Source organism: Segatella oris (assembly GCF_900637655.1).
GTDB classification, from domain to species: domain Bacteria; phylum Bacteroidota; class Bacteroidia; order Bacteroidales; family Bacteroidaceae; genus Prevotella; species Prevotella oris.
The window spans coordinates 2,246,920-2,265,930 of record NZ_LR134384.1; the positions used below are offsets into that span (position 1 = coordinate 2,246,920).

Consider the following 19,011-nt stretch of genomic DNA (forward strand, 5'->3'; position numbering starts at 1 on the left):
AAGAAAAGACAATGAATTCAAAAGAATTTTATTAAATTTGTAGCGCTAATAATTAAGATTGTACTTTACAGAAGGACGATGATGCTAAATCAAGATAACACCAAGAACGAGGTTGTCAAGGCTCTTATATATCTATGGGGACCACTTCCTGTAAACCAACAGAAGACATTTCTGGACAACATGCATATCAGAAAGTTTGCAAAAGGCCAGATAATCTATAGAGATATTGACGAACCCAACCGCATGAAACTGCTTATCTATGGCAAAGTGAAAGTGTTCAAAATGGGCATTGGGGGGCGCAATCAGATTATACGTGTAGTCAAACCGATGCAATTTTTCGGTTTCAGAGCCTACTTTGCAGAAGAGCCTTATATGACCTCGGCTATGGCTTTGGAGGATTCCACCATTGCTTATGTAGATATGGAGGTCATTGTCAGACTGATGAAAGACAATTTCAACATCAATCTTTTCTTTCTCAAAAACTTATCAAAAGAATTGGGACATATCGCCGATCGTATCGTTAACCTTACACAGAAGCACATCCGAGCACGATTAGCTGAAGCATTAATACTACTGAAAGATAACTATGGATTAGAAGAAGATGGTTACACGCTGAGCATATATCTTAGCCGAGAGGACTTGGCAAGCCTTTCAAATATGACGACAAGCAATGCAATCCGCACCCTTTCTGCCTTTGCCAACGAAAAACTCATCGCCATTGACGGACGTAAAATCAAACTCCTTAACAGCGAAGAACTCAAGAAAATCAATAAAATGGGATGAGAATAAGTCCGTGGAATAACCATCTAAGAGAAGTTAAACAAGACATAGGAAACAGCATTTAGACTATGCTCTTCAAAAGATTTCAACCTATCAACGCCAACACTTCCTTGATTTTCTCCTCCATGGGCAACAAAGCATCAACCCAATGGATTACAGAACCACGGCGTTCCATACCTCTAAACCAAGTCATCTGGCGCTTGGCAAACTGATGAATAGCTATCTCAAGACCACGAAACATGTCTTCATAACTTGTCTTCCCCATGAGATATTCTGTGACAAATTTATATTCCAAGCCATAGTAGATGAGATTTTCTGCGGGAATACCCCTGTCAAGCAATCCTTTAACTTCAGCTACCATACCATTTTCAAGACGCATCTTCAGCCGTTCACTAATCTTGGCACGCCTTGCATCGCGGTCAATATCCACCCCTATAATCACAGAATCAATCGAAGGGAACACACGATTTTCCATGGGATGTTCAAGGTTGTAACTTTCTATTTCAATAGCACGGACGGCACGTTGGCAAGAGTCAACATCTGTCTTATTATGCATCTTGCTCCCACTCTGTGACTTCAATTCTGCCAATATTTCTGTCAGTTCACCAAGTGATTTGCCTGCAAGTTTATCACGTAAAGCTTGATTTTGAGGCACCGGTGAAAGATGATATCCCTTGAGAACCGACTCAATATAGAGTCCGGTTCCACCACAGAGAATCGGCTGTTTGCCACGCGCTACAATATCAGTATACGCGCTAAAGAAATCCTCCTGATAGCGAAAAAGATTATATTTGGTGCCTGGTTCACAGATATCTATCAGATGATAAGGTATTTCCCGCCCATGAACCATATAATCATCTAAGTCTTTTCCTGTGCCAATAGTCATGCCGCGATACACCTGTCGGCTGTCGGCACTGATGATTTCTGCATCAAGTTGATAGGCCAAATGAGCTGCAAGGTCAGTTTTCCCGGAAGCCGTCGGGCCAAGAATTGTAATCAATGGCCGAACCCGTTCACATGTATTGTCATGACATTCATTCTTCATGCGGACAAAGTTAATAAAAAAAATCCCTGCCAGCAAACTGATAGGGATTATATTTTATCCGTCTGTTACCCTCCTCTCCGGAAAGAACAGCAGATGAATTTCAAGCGAGTATTACTTCAATTCAGCGAAGTACTTGATTGTACGAACCATCTGAGAAGTATAAGAGTTCTCGTTGTCATACCAAGAAACAACCTGTACCTGATAGGTATCATCGTCAATCTTGCTTACCATTGTCTGTGTAGCATCGAACAAAGAGCCGAAACGCATACCGATGATATCAGAAGAAACAATCTGATCCTCATTGTAACCGAAGCTCTCTGTAGCTGCAGACTTCATTGCTGCATTGATACCTTCAACCGTAACATCCTTGCCCTTAACAACAGCAACGAGGATTGTTGTAGAACCGGTTGGAGTTGGAACACGCTGTGCAGAACCGATCAACTTACCGTTCAACTCAGGAATTACAAGACCGATAGCTTTAGCTGCACCTGTTGAGTTAGGAACAATATTGCATGCACCTGCACGAGAACGACGAAGATCACCCTTACGCTGAGGACCATCAAGAATCATCTGATCACCTGTGTAAGCGTGAATGGTTGACATGATACCACTCTGGATAGGAGCATATGCATTCAAAGCTGCAGCCATAGGAGCCAAGCAGTTGGTGGTGCATGATGCTGCAGAGATAACAGTATCAGCTGCAGTCAGAGTCTTGTGGTTTGTATTGAATACGATTGTAGGCAGATCGTTACCGGCCGGAGCAGAGATAACAACTTTCTTTGCGCCTGCTTTCAAGTGAGCAGAAGCCTTTTCCTTAGATGTATAGAAACCTGTGCACTCGAGAACAACGTCTACTTTATTAGCAGCCCATGGGCAGTTAGCAGCGTCTTTCTCAGCAGAGATTTTGATTTCCTTACCATCAACAATGATAGAATCTTCTGTTGCCTCTACAGTGTGCTTGCCCTCACCGAACTTGCCGGCGAAGCCACCCTGAGCGGTATCATACTTCAACAGATGAGCAAGCATCTTAGGACTTGTCAAGTCGTTGATAGCAACAACCTCATAACCTTCTGCCTCAAACATCTGACGGAATGCGAGACGACCAATACGGCCAAAGCCGTTAATAGCTACATTTACCATTTTAATTTAATTTTTTTATAAAGGTTTATAAAACAATATTTTTTATCTTTTATTTCGTAACATTTCGTCTGTTACGATTGCAAAGATACAATATTTTTTTTATTTTTGCAGGCGCAAGTTATATTAAATATATTAAAAATATGGACTACTTTTAGCATATGGCAACGTGATTGGAGATTACAGCAATTATTGTAAACCCGATATGACAAAAGCACACCATACGTTTTACGAAGTAAGGCATACATTATTAATATTATAAATATGGGTAAATTTATTCAAGAATTCAAAGAGTTTGCCGTCAAAGGCAATGCAGTCGATATGGCTGTCGGTGTTATCATCGGCGGTGCTTTCGGCAAAATCGTTTCCTCTATCGTTGATGATATCATCATGCCACCGATAGGTTGGCTCATCGGCGGTGTGAAATTCAGTGATCTGAAAATAGAACTTCCGGCTGTAAAGCTCCCTGGTATTGAAGAAATGCAAAGCGTTTCCATCAACTATGGCAACTTCCTGCAGACCGTTTTAGACTTCCTCATCATTGCTTTCTGCGTGTTCTTGCTCGTGAAAGGCATTAACAAACTTGCAAAGAAGAAAGCCGAAGAGCCTGCAGCTCCTGCCCCAGAACCAGAGCCGACAGCCGAAGAGAAGTTGCTTACTGAAATCCGCGACCTGCTGAAAAACAAGTAGACATATACTGATTTCACTAAACATAAGAAAGTCTGGAGCCGTCAGAAGCTTCAGACTTTTATTTCATTGCACCCCCCTTCTATTACAGAACAGATGGCATCAGAACCGTAATCTTTCTACTCTTCAGCCTTGTTCGCCCGCTTTTGCTCGGCAAAAGAGTTGCGTTCCCAAAACACACCATCGGCATATCCCTGAATAGTTTTATCCATATCTGCCTGCAGAAGACGCTTAGCCGCCCACAAACAATATTCCTCATTGATTTCAACACCACAGAATTTCCGGTTAAGTTTTCTTGCCACGACAGCCAATGTGCCACTGCCCAGAAATGGATCAAAAACCCTGTCTCCGCTTTTTGACGAAGCAAGCAACAGCTTGGCATAGAGTTTTTCTGGCTTTTGAGTGGGATGTTCTGTATTCTCCGGCATCGACCAAAACGGCACACTGATATCATCCCAGAAATTCGACGGACAGGTAAACCGATACTTTCCATCCTCCGACTGCTCCCAATCTTTAGGCTGTCCCTCTATCCGATAAGGCGCTCTTACCCTGCGCTTAACCTTCACTGCATCAATATTGAAATAATAATCTTTGGGATTTTTCACGGCAAACCAAATGTCTTCCATGCCGTTTTTCCAATTCATCCGTGCTCCTCTCCCCTTTTCCCGCTGCCATGTAATACGATTTATAACCGTCAACCGCTCTTCAATGACACGCTGCATCGAAGCACTGCACTTCCAATCGCCACACATATAAAGTGACCCATCAGATCGCAGTTTATCGCAAACCTGCCCAAACCAACTACGCAGATAGTCCTCATAACCAGCCGACTTCATAGCAGAGAAACGGTTACCATTGAAATCTTTATCCAGATTATATGGCGGATCAATCACGATAAGATTGAAATATTCATCCGGAATAAGCCCCAGACAATCCAGCAAGTCGCCATGAACTATCACATCATCAAAAAGTCCCGACTTCAGATCTTCAATGCTGTTCACCTTTGATTGCAGCAACATGCGTTCACCGCCCGATATCGTCAGCGTCTTATTCCTACCTGCCTTACTCTTTTTTATTACTGTCATTCCAACGTTACTAAAGCCATTTGAAACTTCCACATGCAACATCTTCATCCATGACACACGTGCATTTCATGTAGCAAAAATAAGAATTTATCTCGAATTATGCAAATGAAGAGAGGGACATATTGTAAATTTATAATACTGTTTTTTACCCCTTTCAGAGCAGACCAAATAGAAATGAAAAACGCATTAAAAAGAGAAAAACAGGCATCATCTTGCAAAAAGAAGAGCTATTTCAGCCAGACAATTTGCTGAAATAAGTCAAATCAGCCCCTCACTACTGTCATTTCATCGTGCAATCTGCATCATCTTGTTGCTTAATATAAGTCAAAATGCAGTGTAATTCTATATGAGATGACTTGATTTTTCATTATTTCTTGCAGCGCAATCTTTATCATTTCACGTAACCAACTGATAGCCAGCATCTTGCTTAAAGCGCTCAAAACGGGCGTATTCACAGCCAAGAGATTTTGTTTTTCAAATACGCGAGCTATGCAAAGGCAATTGTAAAAGATTTTAAAGGTAAAGAAGTTAAAAGGAAAAAGCATAAAAAAGAAAGAAAAAGAAAGCAGGAAGAGAGAAGTAACATGCAGGTACACACATTGCATCACACACCCTCTTCTTGCTTCTTAACCTTTTTATCTTTTTAGTTTTCCTTTATTCCCACTCGATTGTCGAAGGTGGTTTTGAGGATATATCATAGCAGACGCGGTTGACACCCTTTACCTTTCGAATGATTTCATTAGACACTTCGGCCATGAAATCATAAGGAAGATGTGCCCAGTCTGCCGTCATTGCATCCATCGAAGTCACTGCACGGAGGGCAACAGGATGCTCATATGTACGCTCATCTCCCATCACTCCAACCGAGCGAATGGTTGAAAGCAACACTGTTCCTGCCTGCCATACATGGTCATAGAGCGGGCTTCCGTCAGGCATCTTGTAGTTGTGCATCTTCTCAATATAGATGTCATCAGCATCTTGAAGAATACGAACCTTCTCGCGAGTGATGTCGCCAAGAATGCGAACTGCCAAGCCCGGGCCGGGGAACGGATGACGTTTGATGAGACGTTCAGGCATACCCAATTCATAACCCACACGACGAACTTCGTCCTTGAAAAGCCACTGCAGCGGTTCACAAAGCTTTAACTTCATCTCTTTGGGCAGTCCACCTACATTGTGATGACTCTTGATCACCATGCCCGTAATACTCAAACTCTCAATACGGTCAGGGTAGATTGTGCCTTGAGCCAACCATTTTGCATCGGTAATCTTCTTGGCTTCAGCATTGAACACCTCTACAAAATCACGGCCGATAATCTTGCGTTTCTGTTCAGGATCAGTCACTCCGTCAAGGTCTTTGAAGAACTTTTCACTGGCATCAACGCCTACAACGTTGAGTCCTAAACCCTGATAAGCCTCCATGACCTTGGTAAATTCGTTCTTGCGAAGCATGCCATGGTCGACGAAAATACAGGTAAGATTATTTCCTATGGCTTTATTGAGCAGGGTTGCACACACAGAAGAGTCGACACCTCCCGACAAACCGAGGATTACGCGGTCGTTACCCAACTGCTTTTTCAGGTCTGCAACGGTGCTTTCCACGAATGAAGCCGGGCTCCATTCCTGCTTGCTTCCACAGATGTCCACCACGAAATTGCGCAACAACTGCATGCCTTGCAGGGAATGATATACCTCCGGATGGAACTGAACACACCACACACGCTCTGCTTCATTGGCAAAAGCGGCATACTTTACATCGGAGGTTGAGCCTGTAACCTTAAAGCCTTCAGGGATTGCAGTGATAGTATCGCCATGGCTCATCCATACCTGTGAGCCTTTTTCAAAACCTTTGAAGACAGCGCAATCGGTATCAATGGTCTCAAGATTTGTACGACCATATTCGCGCGTTCCCGTCTGTTCGACCTTTCCCCCGTTAGCATAAGAAATAAACTGAGCACCATAGCAGATACCCAGAACAGGGTATTTACCAATGAACTGGCCAAGATCTACCTTGAAAGCTTCCTTGTCATGAACCGAATAAGGGCTGCCACTCAAGATGACACCAATGATATTTGGGTCGTCTTTGGGAAACTTGTTATAAGGCAGAATTTCGCAGAAGGTGTCCAATTCACGCACACGACGGCCGATAAGCTGTGTGGTCTGTGAACCGAAGTCAAGAATAATTATCTTCTGTTGCATAGTAAATTGATATAATTAGTATTACTTTTTGTCATTGTTTCAGACGCTCGGCGAAGGCTTCCGCCTGTTCAAGCGTGTCGAGTTTACCTACATCCATTAATTCAAGATCACTCTTCACATAGCCTTTAATGGCCACCTTGTCGCAGTTCTGTAAATAGAAATCCATGATTGGGAAACGGTCAGGATAAGCATCCATCAAAGGAAAAAGCTGCGGAGAAAACGAGTGAATGCCTGAAAAAGCATACATATGGAATTGCTTTTGCAGGTCATCTACCGATGCCTCCTGCACCTCTTGATAAGGGCTTTTCACCTCACCTGTTTCGATATTTACCCATCCCACAAGTCGCATTTCATGATTAAAAAGCAGATAACGCTTGGTCTTTCGCCAACTGACGAGCAACACCGCACCTGCCTCTTCCTGAGGAATGCCACATGAAGCGCACATCAACTTACGGTCTGATTTGTAGAATTTCCGAAGGTCAACATTACTCAATATGTCGACATTATGGATTAAGATAGGCTCATTAAGCTTAAAAAGAGAACGGGCAAACTTAATGCCTCCACCCGTCTCAAGCAGTCCGGCAGTTTCATCACTGATGCAAATATCAAGCTGAAAGTTATTGTTTTCTTTCAAATAATCCGTTATCTGATTGGCAAAGTGATGCACATTGATGACTATTCTCTTAAAACCTGCATCCTTCAGTCTAAGGATAACGCGCTTCAACAGAGGCTCTCCTCCCACTCTTACCAAAGCCTTTGGTATGCTGTCAGTAAGCGGTTTCAGGCGTGTCCCCATGCCTGCGGCGAAAATCATTGCTTGCATCATTCAGAATTTTAATGCCTACAAATTTAATTGTTTTCTATGAATTGGCAAAATTAATCTATGCTGTTAACGTCTCATTTCCGTGCTTCAAGCACCTGTTCTATGCCCTGTTCACGATGCCGGATGCGCACTTCAATGCCAAACTTGTCATGAATATGCTCTGCAAGATGCTGTGCACTGTAAACCGAACGATGCTGTCCGCCCGTACAACCAAAAGAAAACATCAGATTGGTAAAGCCACGTTGCATGTAACGGGCAACGTGATGATCGGCCAGTTTGTAGACACTTTCAAGGAAAGTGAGTATCTCTCCGTCGTCTTCGAGAAAGCGAATAACGGGTTCATCCAAGCCCGTTAACTTCTTGTAAGGTTCATATCGCCCAGGATTATATGTACTGCGGCAGTCGAAAACATAGCCACCACCATTGCCCGATGGGTCTTCTGGAATGCCCTTACGATAGGAAAAGCTATTCACCCTGACTACCAAAGGGCCGCTACCATCATATTTTGAGAACGTAGCAGGGCCGTCTTGAGGATGCGCTTCATATACTTTACTGTCGCTGGTTTTATAGCCATCAGAACGTGACACGGCCGATTTCTCAATCTGTGCAAACTGAGGAAGCTCAGTCAAACGGCGCAACATATTCATCATATAGGGGTAAGGAAAGAGTTCAGAATTCATCTTTAAGAGTTCCCGCAGATTATCCATTGCGGGCGGAATTGAGTCGAGGAAATGCCTCTTACGCTCAAAATAACCGCGAAACCCATATGCTCCAAGCACCTGAAGCAAGCGAAACAGCACGAAAAGACTAAGTCGACTCACAAAATGACGCACACTTGGAACCTCGGTATATTGCTTCAAAGCATCGTAGTATTCATAGACCAACTTGCGGCGAAGCTTAAAGGAATACTTGGCAGAAGCCTGCCAAAGGAACGATGCAAGGTCATAGTAGAAAGGTCCTTTACGGCCACCTTGGAAATCAATGAAGTAGGGGTTGCCCTCATTATCAAGCATAATGTTGCGGGCTTGGAAGTCACGATAGAGAAAACTATCCCCCACTTCAGCTGCCAAGTCCTTGGCAAACATATGGAAATTGGCTTCAAGTTTCAGCTCATGGAAATCGAGTCCGGTGGCTTTCAAGAAGCAATATTTGAAATAATTAAGGTCGAACAGCACACTTTCCTCATTAAACTCGGGCTGCGGATAGCAGTTATTCCAATCAAGACCACGGGCACCCCGTATCTGGAAATTAGGCAAAGCACGGATTGTTCTTATGAGCAGCTGCTGTTCATTTTGATTGTAACGTCCACCTGCTTCACGTCCTCCCTGAATGGCATCAAACAGAGATGTATGTCCCAAATCAGTCTGCAGATAACGTAACTCGTCTTCACTCACGGCCAGAACATGAGGAACCGGAAGCTGACGCAGCATGAAATGGCGGTCAAGATAAATGAAAGCATGATTTTCATCTCGGCTCGTTCCCACCACTCCAATAACGCTTTCGCCATCATTTCCAATGAAACGATAGTATTGTCTGTTGCTTCCTGCACCCGGCATCTTCTCTATAGTAGCAGGCTTCTCACCTTTATACTGCACGTAAAGTGCGGTTAGTTTTTCCATGATTATTTGAATCTGTCCTTGTTCTTACGGTTATCTTCCCATTGTGCAAGCAATGCATCGATGAGCAGAAGTATCATCATGATGCCTAATGACATAAAGAATGACTTCGTGATATAAAGCAACAAAATGGCTACAAAGGCCAACAATGCCACGCGTTTCCAATCAATTTTCACTTTCATATTGCAAAGATAGGAATAAAGAAATAAACCTCAAAGCGAATAAACAAAAAATCGGATGTCATCACGACAACCGATTTTCAAAAACAAACTACTTAAAAACTAATCTACTAAAACAAATCAAAAAATATCTTTCTCGGATTTAACATCCAATACTTTTATATCTCTGTTTGATGCAAAGATAGGCAAAATCCGAATAGGTTCAAAGATATAAATCGTTTTTTTTATTTTTATTAACCCTGTAATCTATATTCAGTGACATTTTACCTACGAACGGAATAAAAAACCGGTTCACTCTATCATAGAGTGAACCGGTTATATTTTGGGGATTGTTCTCTAACAAACAACCATGCGGTTGAATGTTCAGAACAATCAGATATCATTTACATCATACCGCCCATACCAGGCTGTGGTGCCGGCATTGCTGCTGACTGAGGCTCCGGTTTTTCTGTAATCAAGCACTCTGTTGTCAGGAACAAGCCTGCAATAGAGGCTGCATTCTCAAGTGCAACACGTGCAACTTTCGCCGGATCAATGATACCTGCTTTGCGCAGATCCTCATACTCATCAGTGCGAGCATCGTATCCGAAGTCACCTTCACCCTCAAGAACCTTGTTAACAACTACAGAACCTTCACCGCCTGCATTGGCAACAATCTGACGAAGTGGCTCTTCAATGGCACGCTCTACAATCTTGATACCAGTCTGCTCATCGGCATTTTCTCCCTTAAGATCTTTCAAGGCTTCGAGTGCACGGACATAAGTTGTACCGCCACCTGCTACAACACCTTCTTCCATGGCTGCACGAGTAGCACACAAAGCATCGTCAACACGATCTTTCTTTTCTTTCATCTCAACTTCAGAGTTGGCACCAACATAGAGCACTGCAACGCCACCGGCCAACTTAGCCAGACGTTCCTGCAACTTCTCTTTGTCGTAAGAACTCTTCGTATTAGCAATCTCGTTCTTGATCTGAGCCACGCGATCTTTGATGCTTTCCTTGGCACCTGCACCGTCAACAATCGTTGTGTTATCCTTTGAAACCGTAACTTTCTTGGCAGAACCACACATTTCAAGCGTAGCCTGTTCAAGCTTCAAGCCCTTATCTTCACTGATAACAACACCACCTGTCAACACGGCAATGTCTTCCAACATGGCTTTACGACGGTCGCCAAAGCCAGGAGCCTTGACAGCACAGATCTTCAAACCACCACGCAAACGGTTTACAACCAATGTCGTAAGTGCTTCAGAATCCACGTCTTCTGCTATCACCAACAATGGGCGACCGCTTTCAGCTGCGGGCTGAAGTATAGGCAAGAAGTCTTTAAGATTACTGATTTTCTTATCATAGATAAGGATATATGGATTATCCATCACACACTCCATCTTGTCGGCATCAGTTACGAAATAACCACTCAGATAACCGCGGTCAAACTGCATACCCTCAACAACACCGATATTGGTATCACGGGTTTTGCTTTCTTCGATAGTGATAACACCGTCCTTTGAAACCTTACGCATAGCATCAGCAAGCAGCTTTCCTATTTCAGGATCATTGTTGGCAGAAACCGTTGCAACCTGTTCTATCTTGTCATAGTTGTCACCAACCAGCTCTGCATGCTCCTTTATATAGTCTACAACAGCCTTAACAGCCTTGTCAATACCGCGTTTCAAATCCATAGGATTAGCTCCTGCAGTCACATTCTTCAATCCTTCCGTAGCGATTGCCTGCGTAAGTATCGTTGCAGTTGTCGTTCCATCACCGGCATCATCGCCTGTCTTGCTGGCTACACTCTTTACAAGTTGTGCGCCAGTGTTCTCGAAATGATCCTCAAGTTCCACTTCCTTGGCTACGGTAACACCGTCTTTGGTAATCTGAGGAGCACCGAATTTCTTTTCAATAACAACGTTACGGCCTTTAGGACCAAGTGTAACTTTCACTGCATTTGCCAACTGATCAACGCCTCTCTTCAAGAGTTCGCGTGCATCTACATCATATTTTATCTCTTTTGCCATAATGAATTATTTCTTAAAAAATTATTTTTTGACTTTTGAACTTCATGATTTGAGGACTTAACCCACTACTGCCAGCACATCACTCTGGCGCATAATCAGATATTTCTCACCCTCATATTCGAGTTCTGTTCCTGCATACTTGCCATAGAGAACAACGTCGTTCTCTTTCAGAACCATAGCCTCATCTTTCGTACCCTGGCCTACGGCAATGACTTTTCCACGTTGAGGTTTCTCCTTTGCTGTGTCAGGAATAATGATACCACCTACTTTTTCTTCTGCTTGTGCAGGTAAAACCAGCACTCTGTCTGCTAATGGTTTAATGTTCATAATGATTATATATTTAATGTTTCACTTTCTTTTTGACACCTGCCTATATGCCAAAAATGTGCCAACATGATATATATGACAATTTTGGCAGTGCTATATGCCATATCTGGCAGCAAGAGAAAATGAGCTGATGAAAGCTCAATCACCCTGATCGGACTTTAGTTTTGCAGAGATAAACTCTGCCATTTTCGCTGCTCCTTCAGCCGTGGGATGAATGCCATCGGCCTGCATCAAGTCACCATATGGGGCAAAGGCTGTGTGCAAGTCAATGACCTTGCAATGCCGTTTGCGTGCAACGCTGCGGATAACAGGCACAATGGCATTCACAATCACAGAGTCGTTGATATTCCAAGTGGGTTTGAATGCAGGGATTGGCGTTGCCAAATACACCGCAGGACGAGCCGGGAGAGCTTGCAAAGTATCTACCATTGCCAACAAATCAGCCTCGAAGTCCGCACCAAAGCGCCAATTTTCGGGCTTAGAATCATTGGTTCCAAGCTTCAACACGACAATATCGGGATTGAAAGCCTGCGCATCCCGCCATGCCAACTCGTTGACATAAGGCCAATCTCCACGGCGAAGCATCGTGCGAGAACTGACACCAAAGTTTCTCACAGTATAGCGCTTGCCAAGCAGTTTCTGCAACACTGCCGGATAACCATTGGCATCTGCCATGTAAATGCCATACCCATCAGTGATGCTGTTGCCTATACAAGCCACACGAACAGATTGCGGAGTGGCCGAAGCCTGATGAAGATTGAGCCATGAACTCAAATCACCCAACAATTGCAGACGACAGGGAGAAGCCGATGAACTCCCGAAATCGTGCCCACCTTTGGGATAGACAAAGAGTGCACAGGCATTGCCGTTACGATGCATGGCTGCATAGTAGGCTATACCATTCAACAAAGGATTGACCGCTTTGTCATCATTGGTAAGGAACAGAACTGCTTCAGAAGTGAGATGAGGCCTCACATATCGGTCGGCAGAGAAATGCTCATTTGTTTCCTTTCCAACCACCTTTGCCGCATTTCCTCCATGGGATGGCTGAATTGCTGCATTCATGGCATTGGGAGAAATGACAGGATTGAGCAGCAAAGTAAAGTCAGGGCGCACGGCAAATGCCGATTGTGTGGAAACGACAGAAGCGGCATATCCACCCATGCCCCAACCCATTATACCCACATCATAGGGGTTAATGTGCCAGACAGCAGCACTGTCACGCACCATTTTCACGGCCTTTTCTGCATCAACAACAAGTTGAGAACGTGCAGCGTCAGGCAGACTGTACTTCACGACAAAGAATGAAATGCCACGCTGAACAAAAAAACTTGCCCAATCTTTAGCCTTGATTTCCTGCACATTCTGTGTGTCAACATCGTCCCACAAAGCCACAACAGCACGTCCCGAAGGCTGTTCAGGGAAGAAAGCCACGAGTGTTGAAGACGAACTTTCGGGAAGAGTTATCTCCTTCTTACATACATCATGTTGTGCATGCAGCGGTATAACGAACCACAACAACATTAAATTCAGCAGGTGTTTTACGATGATTTTCATTGTTCAATGCGATTAGAATATCCCTCACAAAGGTAATTGTTTTTATCCGAATAAAATGAAACTGCAGCATAAAAAGCCAACGACTTATTGGAAAAAGGTATTCCTTTCATAGACGAACAGCGCTAAACCACCTTACCGACATACATGGCACAAAGACTCAACAAAAGTCTCCGCAACTGTAAACTTCTTTCAACTCAGATTTGCATTCGCCTCGAAAATTCATTATCTTTGCATCGGGGAACGCAGAAAGGTGCGTTCCCCTTTTTTGTGCTTACCGCCAAACGGCATTGCAACATGGCTTGAATTGGAGTTTAATCTGCCTCATATCACGTTGTAACTTGCATCAAATCACCGCATAAGATGCCACAGATTACAAGTTGTTTTGACGCAAATCACATCGCTTCCCAGACGATATGAACAAGTAAGGAGATTGCCCATAGCAGACGACTCCGCCTGTCTTGTAAAATGATTTGATTATTTTGTTAAATAATCATAACGCACCTTTCTGTCTTTCTCCATTTGACAAGTAAGAGCAAGTGCCTGCCTCTGTGGAGTCATGAAAAGGCCGAAAGCACGTAAAAAATGTCAGTGTAATTCAATAAATATAAATTAATTTTCCTATCTTTGCATCTACATATATAATAATGTGTCGCTACGAGCAGGCTGAAACCATTCTTGAAGCAAGCCAATGCGATGCAGATAAACTTCATTTTACAACTATTCATCTGATTAAGGTAGACGTATGAAAGACTTTTTCAAGAATGTATTCGCCACCATGTTGGGGCTTTTTCTCTTCGGTATCGTCATGAGTTTCATGGGGTTCATGTGTCTTATAGGCATCATTGCATCCTCTTCATCAACCACAAAGATTGAAGACAACTCGGTATTGGTGCTGAAACTCGATGGCAGCATGACCGAACAGGAAGAAGAAAACATGATGAACAGCCTGCAAGGGATATCATCATTGAGTTTCGAAGGCACGATGAAAGCCATTAAGAAAGCGAAAGACGATGACAAAGTGGCAGGTATCTATCTTGAAGCCGGACAGTTTGGGGCTGATCTTGCACAAGCAGAAGAAATAGAGAAAGCATTGCTTGACTTCCGAAAATCGGGCAAATGGATTATTGCCTACGGTGAGAACTACAGCACACTGGGCTATTATTTAGCCTCGACTGCCAACAAAATATACCTGAATAAAGACGGTATGATTGAATGGTCGGGTATTGGAGGCGAGAAAGTATATTATAAGAATTTGCTCGCAAAAGTAGGTATAAAGTTCGTCACTACAAAGGTGGGGAAATACAAGAGTGCTGTAGAACAGCTGACAGCCGACAACATCAGTGATGCCGACCGCGAGCAGACTCAACGCTATCTTGACGGCTGGTGGAACACCATTCTCGCGACTGTAGCCAAGAACAGAAGCCTCAACAAAGACAGTCTCAACGCTTATGCTGACCGCGTTATCACGCTGGAGGCTCCTGAAAACATGCAGAAATATAAGTTGGTTGATGGACTTATCTACAACGACCAGATAGCAGACATCGTCAGAAAACAATTAGGAATAGACAAGGAAGATGATATCAATAAACTCACAGTTGACGACATCAACGCCGACGATACACCTGTAACGGGAGAGCATATTGCCGTCTACTATGCCTACGGAGACATTGTCGACAAGGCGTCTCCACAAAGTCTTTTCCAGGACGATCGCCAGATTGTAGGCAACGACATGTGCAGAGATCTGGAGGATTTGGCTAAAGATGACGACGTGAAAGCCGTGGTTATCAGAGTTAACTCGGGGGGTGGTTCAGCCTATGCATCCGAACAAATCTGGCATCAAATCAGCGAATTGAAGAAAGTAAAGCCCGTAGTTGTGTCAATGAGTGGTGCAGCTGCCTCCGGCGGATACTATCTCAGCAGCAATGCCAACTGGATAGTTGCAGACCCAACGACCATTACCGGCAGCATCGGTATCTTTGGATTGTTCCTTGACAGAAGTGAACTCTACACGAAGAAATTAGGCATTAACTATGCAGAAGTGAAGACTAACCGCAATTCTGTGTTTGGAGCTTCGGGCCATCCTTTCACTCCGGAGCAGCTTTCATTGCTTCAGAATAATGTGAACCGAGGCTACATGCTTTTCAAAAAGCGCGTGGCAGAAGGCCGTAAGATGACTATGGAGCAGGTGGAAAACATCGCACAAGGTCGCGTTTGGTTAGGGCAAGACGCTATCAAACTGAAGCTTGTCGACCAGCTTGGCGGGTTGGATGATGCCATTGTGAAAGCGGCCAAATTAGCTAAGATGAATGACTATGAAACCGCTTCCTACCCATCTCCGTTGAGCACATGGGAGCAGTTGTTAGGCAGTTATGTAGGCGGTGATGACTTGCTCAACGGTAAGATGCAGGCTTACTTGGGCGAGTTCTATGAGCCATTCAAAATCATCAACGATGCCAAACACATGGATAAAGTGCAGGCACGCATGCCTTATATCATCAAAATAAAATAGGGATGAGGACAGAAGGAGACTTCATACACATCAACGAATGGCTGCTGCCACTGAGCTGGTTTTATGGACTTGGCGTAGGAATTCGCAATCAGTTGTTCAACATCGGATTGCTGAAACAACACGACTATGACATTCCTATCATCTCCGTGGGGAACATCACAGTAGGCGGTTCGGGTAAGACTCCGCATGTGGAATACTTGATTCGCTTGCTGAAAGATAAGGTTAAAGTGGCTGTTCTGTCACGGGGCTACAAGCGAAAGAGCCATGGCTATGTGCTGGCCGACAACGAGTCGACAGTGCAGGACATAGGAGATGAGCCTTATCAGATGAAGAAAAAATTTGCCGATGTGCACATTGCAGTTGACAAGAAGCGTGTAAATGGCATTGAACGCCTCACGGGTGATGCCCAAACAAACGACACCGACGTTATTCTTCTGGATGATGCTTTCCAGCACCGCTATGTGAAACCGGGCATCAACATCCTGCTTGTAGACTATCACCGACTGATTATCTATGATAAACTTCTGCCTGCCGGCAGACTCCGTGAACAGCAGTCGGGTAAGAACCGCGCAGATATTGTCATCGTTACAAAATGCCCTAAAGACCTTAAACCGATGGAGTTTCGCGTCCTTACCAAGGCCATGAACCTCTATCCCTATCAGAGTTTATTCTTTACAACGATAGAATACGACAAACTCAAGCCCCTCTTTGCAAAAGAAAAGCCTCTGCTTGACAAGTGCGAACTGGCCGACAAACACATTATGTTGCTTACAGGTATCGCCTCACCCAAGCAGATGATTGTTGACATGAAACCTCATGTGAAAGAGATTACGCCACTGACATTCGCCGATCATCACCGGTTTAAGAATAAAGATATAGTGAACATCAACGATACTTTTCATGCCATTGAGGGTGAAAAGATTATCGTGACAACAGAGAAAGATGCTACTCGACTCGAACAAATCGAGGGACTGAGTGAGGATGTAAGGCAAAATCTCTATGTGCTTCCTATCAAGGTGAAGTTCATGCTTAATCAAGAAGAAGAATTTAACAATAAAATCATAGACTATGTACGAAAGAATTCAAGAAACAGCATCCTGGTTAAAGGAAAGGATGACCACAAGTCCAAAGACAGCCATTATCCTGGGAACGGGCCTCGGACAATTAGCTTCAGAGATAACAGATAGCTACGAATTCCCTTATAGTGAGATACCTAATTTCCCGGTATCGACGGTTGAAGGACATGCCGGAAAACTGATTTTCGGAAAACTTGGAGGCAAGGATATCATGGCCATGGAAGGTCGTTTCCATTTCTATGAAGGCTATAACATGAAGGAAGTGACTTTCCCAGAGCGCGTAATGTATGAATTGGGAATTGAGACTTTGTTTGTCAGCAATGCTTCAGGTGGTATGAACCCCGACTTCAAAATCGGTGATCTGATGATTATCACTGACCACATCAACCTCTTCCCGGAACATCCTTTGCGTGGCAAGAACTTTCCTACAGGGCCACGTTTTCCCGACATGCATGAGGCCTACAACCATGAACTGATTGAGCTGGCTGACGAGATTGGCAAAGAAAAAGGAATTCGATTGATGCACGGTGTCTATATGGGTGTGCAGGGACCGACATTCGAAACGCCGGCAGAATATCGCATGTATCACCACATGGGAGCAGATGCAGTCGGCATGAGCACTGTTCCAGAGGTGATTGTAGCTTGTCACTGCGGTATTAAGGTGTTTGGCATCAGCATTATTACTGACCTCGGTGGCTTCGACGTTCCTGTTGAAGTGAGCCATGAGGAAGTACAGAAAGCTGCCAATGAAGCCCAGCCTAAGATGACAGAAATCATGCGTGAGATGATTCGTCGCTCGTAAAACAAAACATAAGAGAATGACAGAAATCTCAAAACTTGGTGAGTTTGGCCTCATTGACCGACTCACCAAAGATATTCAGATTAAAAATACAAGCACCCAATATGGTGTGGGCGATGACTGTGCTGTGCTCAGCTATCCCAATTCCGAAGTACTTATCACTTCGGACATGCTGATGGAAGGTATTCATTTCGACCTCACCTACACCGACATGCACACGCTGGGGTATAAGGCTGCAATGGTCAACATCAGCGACATATTCGCCATGAATGGAACGCCACGCCAATTAATTGTCAGCATTGCTTTGGGCAAACGGTTTACGGTAGAAGACCTTGATGCTTTCTATATGGGAATGCGTGAAGCCTGCAGCAAATGGGACATTGACATCGTTGGTGGCGATACCACATCTTCCAGAACGGGCTTAGCTATCAGTATAACCTGTGTAGGTGAGGCTCCGAAAGAATTGATTACCTATCGTAATGGTGCGAAGGAAACAGATCTTATTTGTGTCAGTGGTGACCTTGGTGCAGCATATATGGGATTGCAAATTCTTGAACGAGAGAAAGCTGTCTACTATTCACAAATTGACGACTATAATAAAAAGGTACGCGAGGCACAGGCTCATAAAGATGAAGCTAAACTTAAAGCGTTGCGTGAACAGCGTCAAACTGTGGAGGAATTCCAGCCTGACTTTGCCGGGAAAGAATACTTGCTTGACCGTCAGTTAAAACCCGAAGCAAGGGGAGATATCATCGAAAAGCTGCGCGAAGCCAATATCAAACCTACTGCCATGATGGATATTTCAGATGGATTGAGCAGTGAACTGATGCACATCTGCAAACAAAGCCAATGTGGTTGCCGTGTCTATGAGAAAGAAATCCCTATTGACTATCAGACGGCTGTCACTGCAGAACAATTCAACATGAACCTCACTACCTGCGCACTCAACGGAGGAGAAGACTACGAACTGCTTTTCACGGTTCCTATCGGAGACCATGAGAAGATTAAGAACATAGGAGGTATTCGGCAGATAGGCTATATTACAAAGGAAAATCTCGGTTGCATGCTCGTCACACGTGACAACAACGAGTTTGAACTTCAGGCACAAGGTTGGAATCCACTGCGCGATGAAAAGTAAATAACAACGGCTTGGATATAAAGAAAATACAATGATTTT

Annotated in this window: 16 protein-coding genes; 6 read left to right on the plus strand and 10 right to left on the minus strand. The window is 43.9% G+C overall.

Translation table 11 applies throughout. The features are described from left to right. Positions 1 to 78 precede the first annotated feature (78 nt). The gene (locus tag EL210_RS09335) at positions 79 to 783 is read left to right on the plus strand and encodes a Crp/Fnr family transcriptional regulator (RefSeq protein WP_018919284.1); all 705 of its coding nucleotides are present in this window, start codon (positions 79 to 81) and stop codon (positions 781 to 783) included. A gap of 82 nt (positions 784 to 865) precedes the next feature. Here EL210_RS09335 and miaA read toward each other — a convergent pair whose 3' ends face one another. Both miaA and gap read right to left on the minus strand, forming a co-directional pair. Beyond that, on the minus strand, positions 866 to 1,825 hold the full coding sequence (miaA, locus tag EL210_RS09340) for a tRNA (adenosine(37)-N6)-dimethylallyltransferase MiaA (RefSeq protein WP_018919285.1): 960 nt from the start codon (positions 1,823 to 1,825) through the stop codon (positions 866 to 868). Between the two features lie 111 nt (positions 1,826 to 1,936). Beyond that, positions 1,937 to 2,965 (minus strand): type I glyceraldehyde-3-phosphate dehydrogenase, encoded by a 1,029-nt coding sequence (gap, locus tag EL210_RS09345; RefSeq protein WP_004372473.1) that lies wholly within the window; start codon positions 2,963 to 2,965, stop codon positions 1,937 to 1,939. A gap of 261 nt (positions 2,966 to 3,226) precedes the next feature. Here gap and mscL point away from each other — a divergent pair, with 261 nt between their 5' ends. Further along, complete coding sequence (mscL, locus tag EL210_RS09350; protein ID WP_004376747.1) at positions 3,227 to 3,652, plus strand: large-conductance mechanosensitive channel protein MscL; 426 nt, start codon at positions 3,227 to 3,229, stop codon at positions 3,650 to 3,652. Positions 3,653 to 3,768: 116 nt separating this feature from the next. On the opposite strand, the gene EL210_RS09355 is transcribed toward mscL, so the two are convergent. The 8 genes from EL210_RS09355 to EL210_RS09390 form a co-directional block, all read right to left on the minus strand. Further along, positions 3,769 to 4,782: a DNA-methyltransferase gene (locus tag EL210_RS09355; RefSeq protein WP_018919286.1), complete on the minus strand. Its 1,014-nt coding sequence runs from the start codon at positions 4,780 to 4,782 to the stop codon at positions 3,769 to 3,771. 606 nt (positions 4,783 to 5,388) lie between these two features. Further along, positions 5,389 to 6,933, minus strand: a complete 1,545-nt coding sequence (guaA, locus tag EL210_RS09365) for a glutamine-hydrolyzing GMP synthase (RefSeq protein ID WP_018919288.1) — start codon at positions 6,931 to 6,933, stop codon at positions 5,389 to 5,391. Positions 6,934 to 6,964: 31 nt separating this feature from the next. Then, positions 6,965 to 7,759, minus strand: a complete 795-nt coding sequence (locus EL210_RS09370; RefSeq protein WP_018919289.1) for a sugar phosphate nucleotidyltransferase — start codon at positions 7,757 to 7,759, stop codon at positions 6,965 to 6,967. Positions 7,760 to 7,830: 71 nt separating this feature from the next. Then, the gene (locus EL210_RS09375; protein WP_025879468.1) at positions 7,831 to 9,375 is read right to left on the minus strand and encodes a RapZ C-terminal domain-containing protein; all 1,545 of its coding nucleotides are present in this window, start codon (positions 9,373 to 9,375) and stop codon (positions 7,831 to 7,833) included. A gap of 2 nt (positions 9,376 to 9,377) precedes the next feature. Then, the gene (locus EL210_RS13605; protein ID WP_004372466.1) at positions 9,378 to 9,554 is read right to left on the minus strand and encodes a hypothetical protein; all 177 of its coding nucleotides are present in this window, start codon (positions 9,552 to 9,554) and stop codon (positions 9,378 to 9,380) included. A 380-nt stretch (positions 9,555 to 9,934) separates the two neighbouring features. Then, complete coding sequence (gene groL / locus EL210_RS09380) at positions 9,935 to 11,566, minus strand: chaperonin GroEL (protein ID WP_018919291.1); 1,632 nt, start codon at positions 11,564 to 11,566, stop codon at positions 9,935 to 9,937. A gap of 57 nt (positions 11,567 to 11,623) precedes the next feature. After that, on the minus strand, positions 11,624 to 11,893 hold the full coding sequence (locus tag EL210_RS09385; RefSeq protein ID WP_004372462.1) for a co-chaperone GroES: 270 nt from the start codon (positions 11,891 to 11,893) through the stop codon (positions 11,624 to 11,626). Between the two features lie 138 nt (positions 11,894 to 12,031). Then, complete coding sequence (locus EL210_RS09390; protein ID WP_018919292.1) at positions 12,032 to 13,450, minus strand: GDSL-type esterase/lipase family protein; 1,419 nt, start codon at positions 13,448 to 13,450, stop codon at positions 12,032 to 12,034. A gap of 742 nt (positions 13,451 to 14,192) precedes the next feature. Here EL210_RS09390 and sppA point away from each other — a divergent pair. The 4 genes from sppA to thiL are packed head-to-tail and all read left to right on the plus strand — an operon-like array spanning position 14,193 to position 18,972. Continuing rightward, positions 14,193 to 15,959, plus strand: a complete 1,767-nt coding sequence (gene sppA, locus EL210_RS09395) for a signal peptide peptidase SppA (RefSeq protein WP_018919294.1) — start codon at positions 14,193 to 14,195, stop codon at positions 15,957 to 15,959. A gap of 2 nt (positions 15,960 to 15,961) precedes the next feature. Continuing rightward, positions 15,962 to 17,146: a tetraacyldisaccharide 4'-kinase gene (lpxK, locus tag EL210_RS09400; protein ID WP_018919295.1), complete on the plus strand. Its 1,185-nt coding sequence runs from the start codon at positions 15,962 to 15,964 to the stop codon at positions 17,144 to 17,146. Beyond that, positions 17,028 to 17,837, plus strand: coding sequence for a purine-nucleoside phosphorylase (locus EL210_RS09405; RefSeq protein ID WP_081620274.1), 810 nt, complete (start codon positions 17,028 to 17,030; stop codon positions 17,835 to 17,837). Before lpxK ends, EL210_RS09405 begins: the two co-directional genes overlap by 119 nt. Positions 17,838 to 17,853: 16 nt before the next feature. After that, complete coding sequence (thiL, locus tag EL210_RS09410; protein ID WP_018919297.1) at positions 17,854 to 18,972, plus strand: thiamine-phosphate kinase; 1,119 nt, start codon at positions 17,854 to 17,856, stop codon at positions 18,970 to 18,972. Positions 18,973 to 19,011 lie beyond the last annotated feature (39 nt).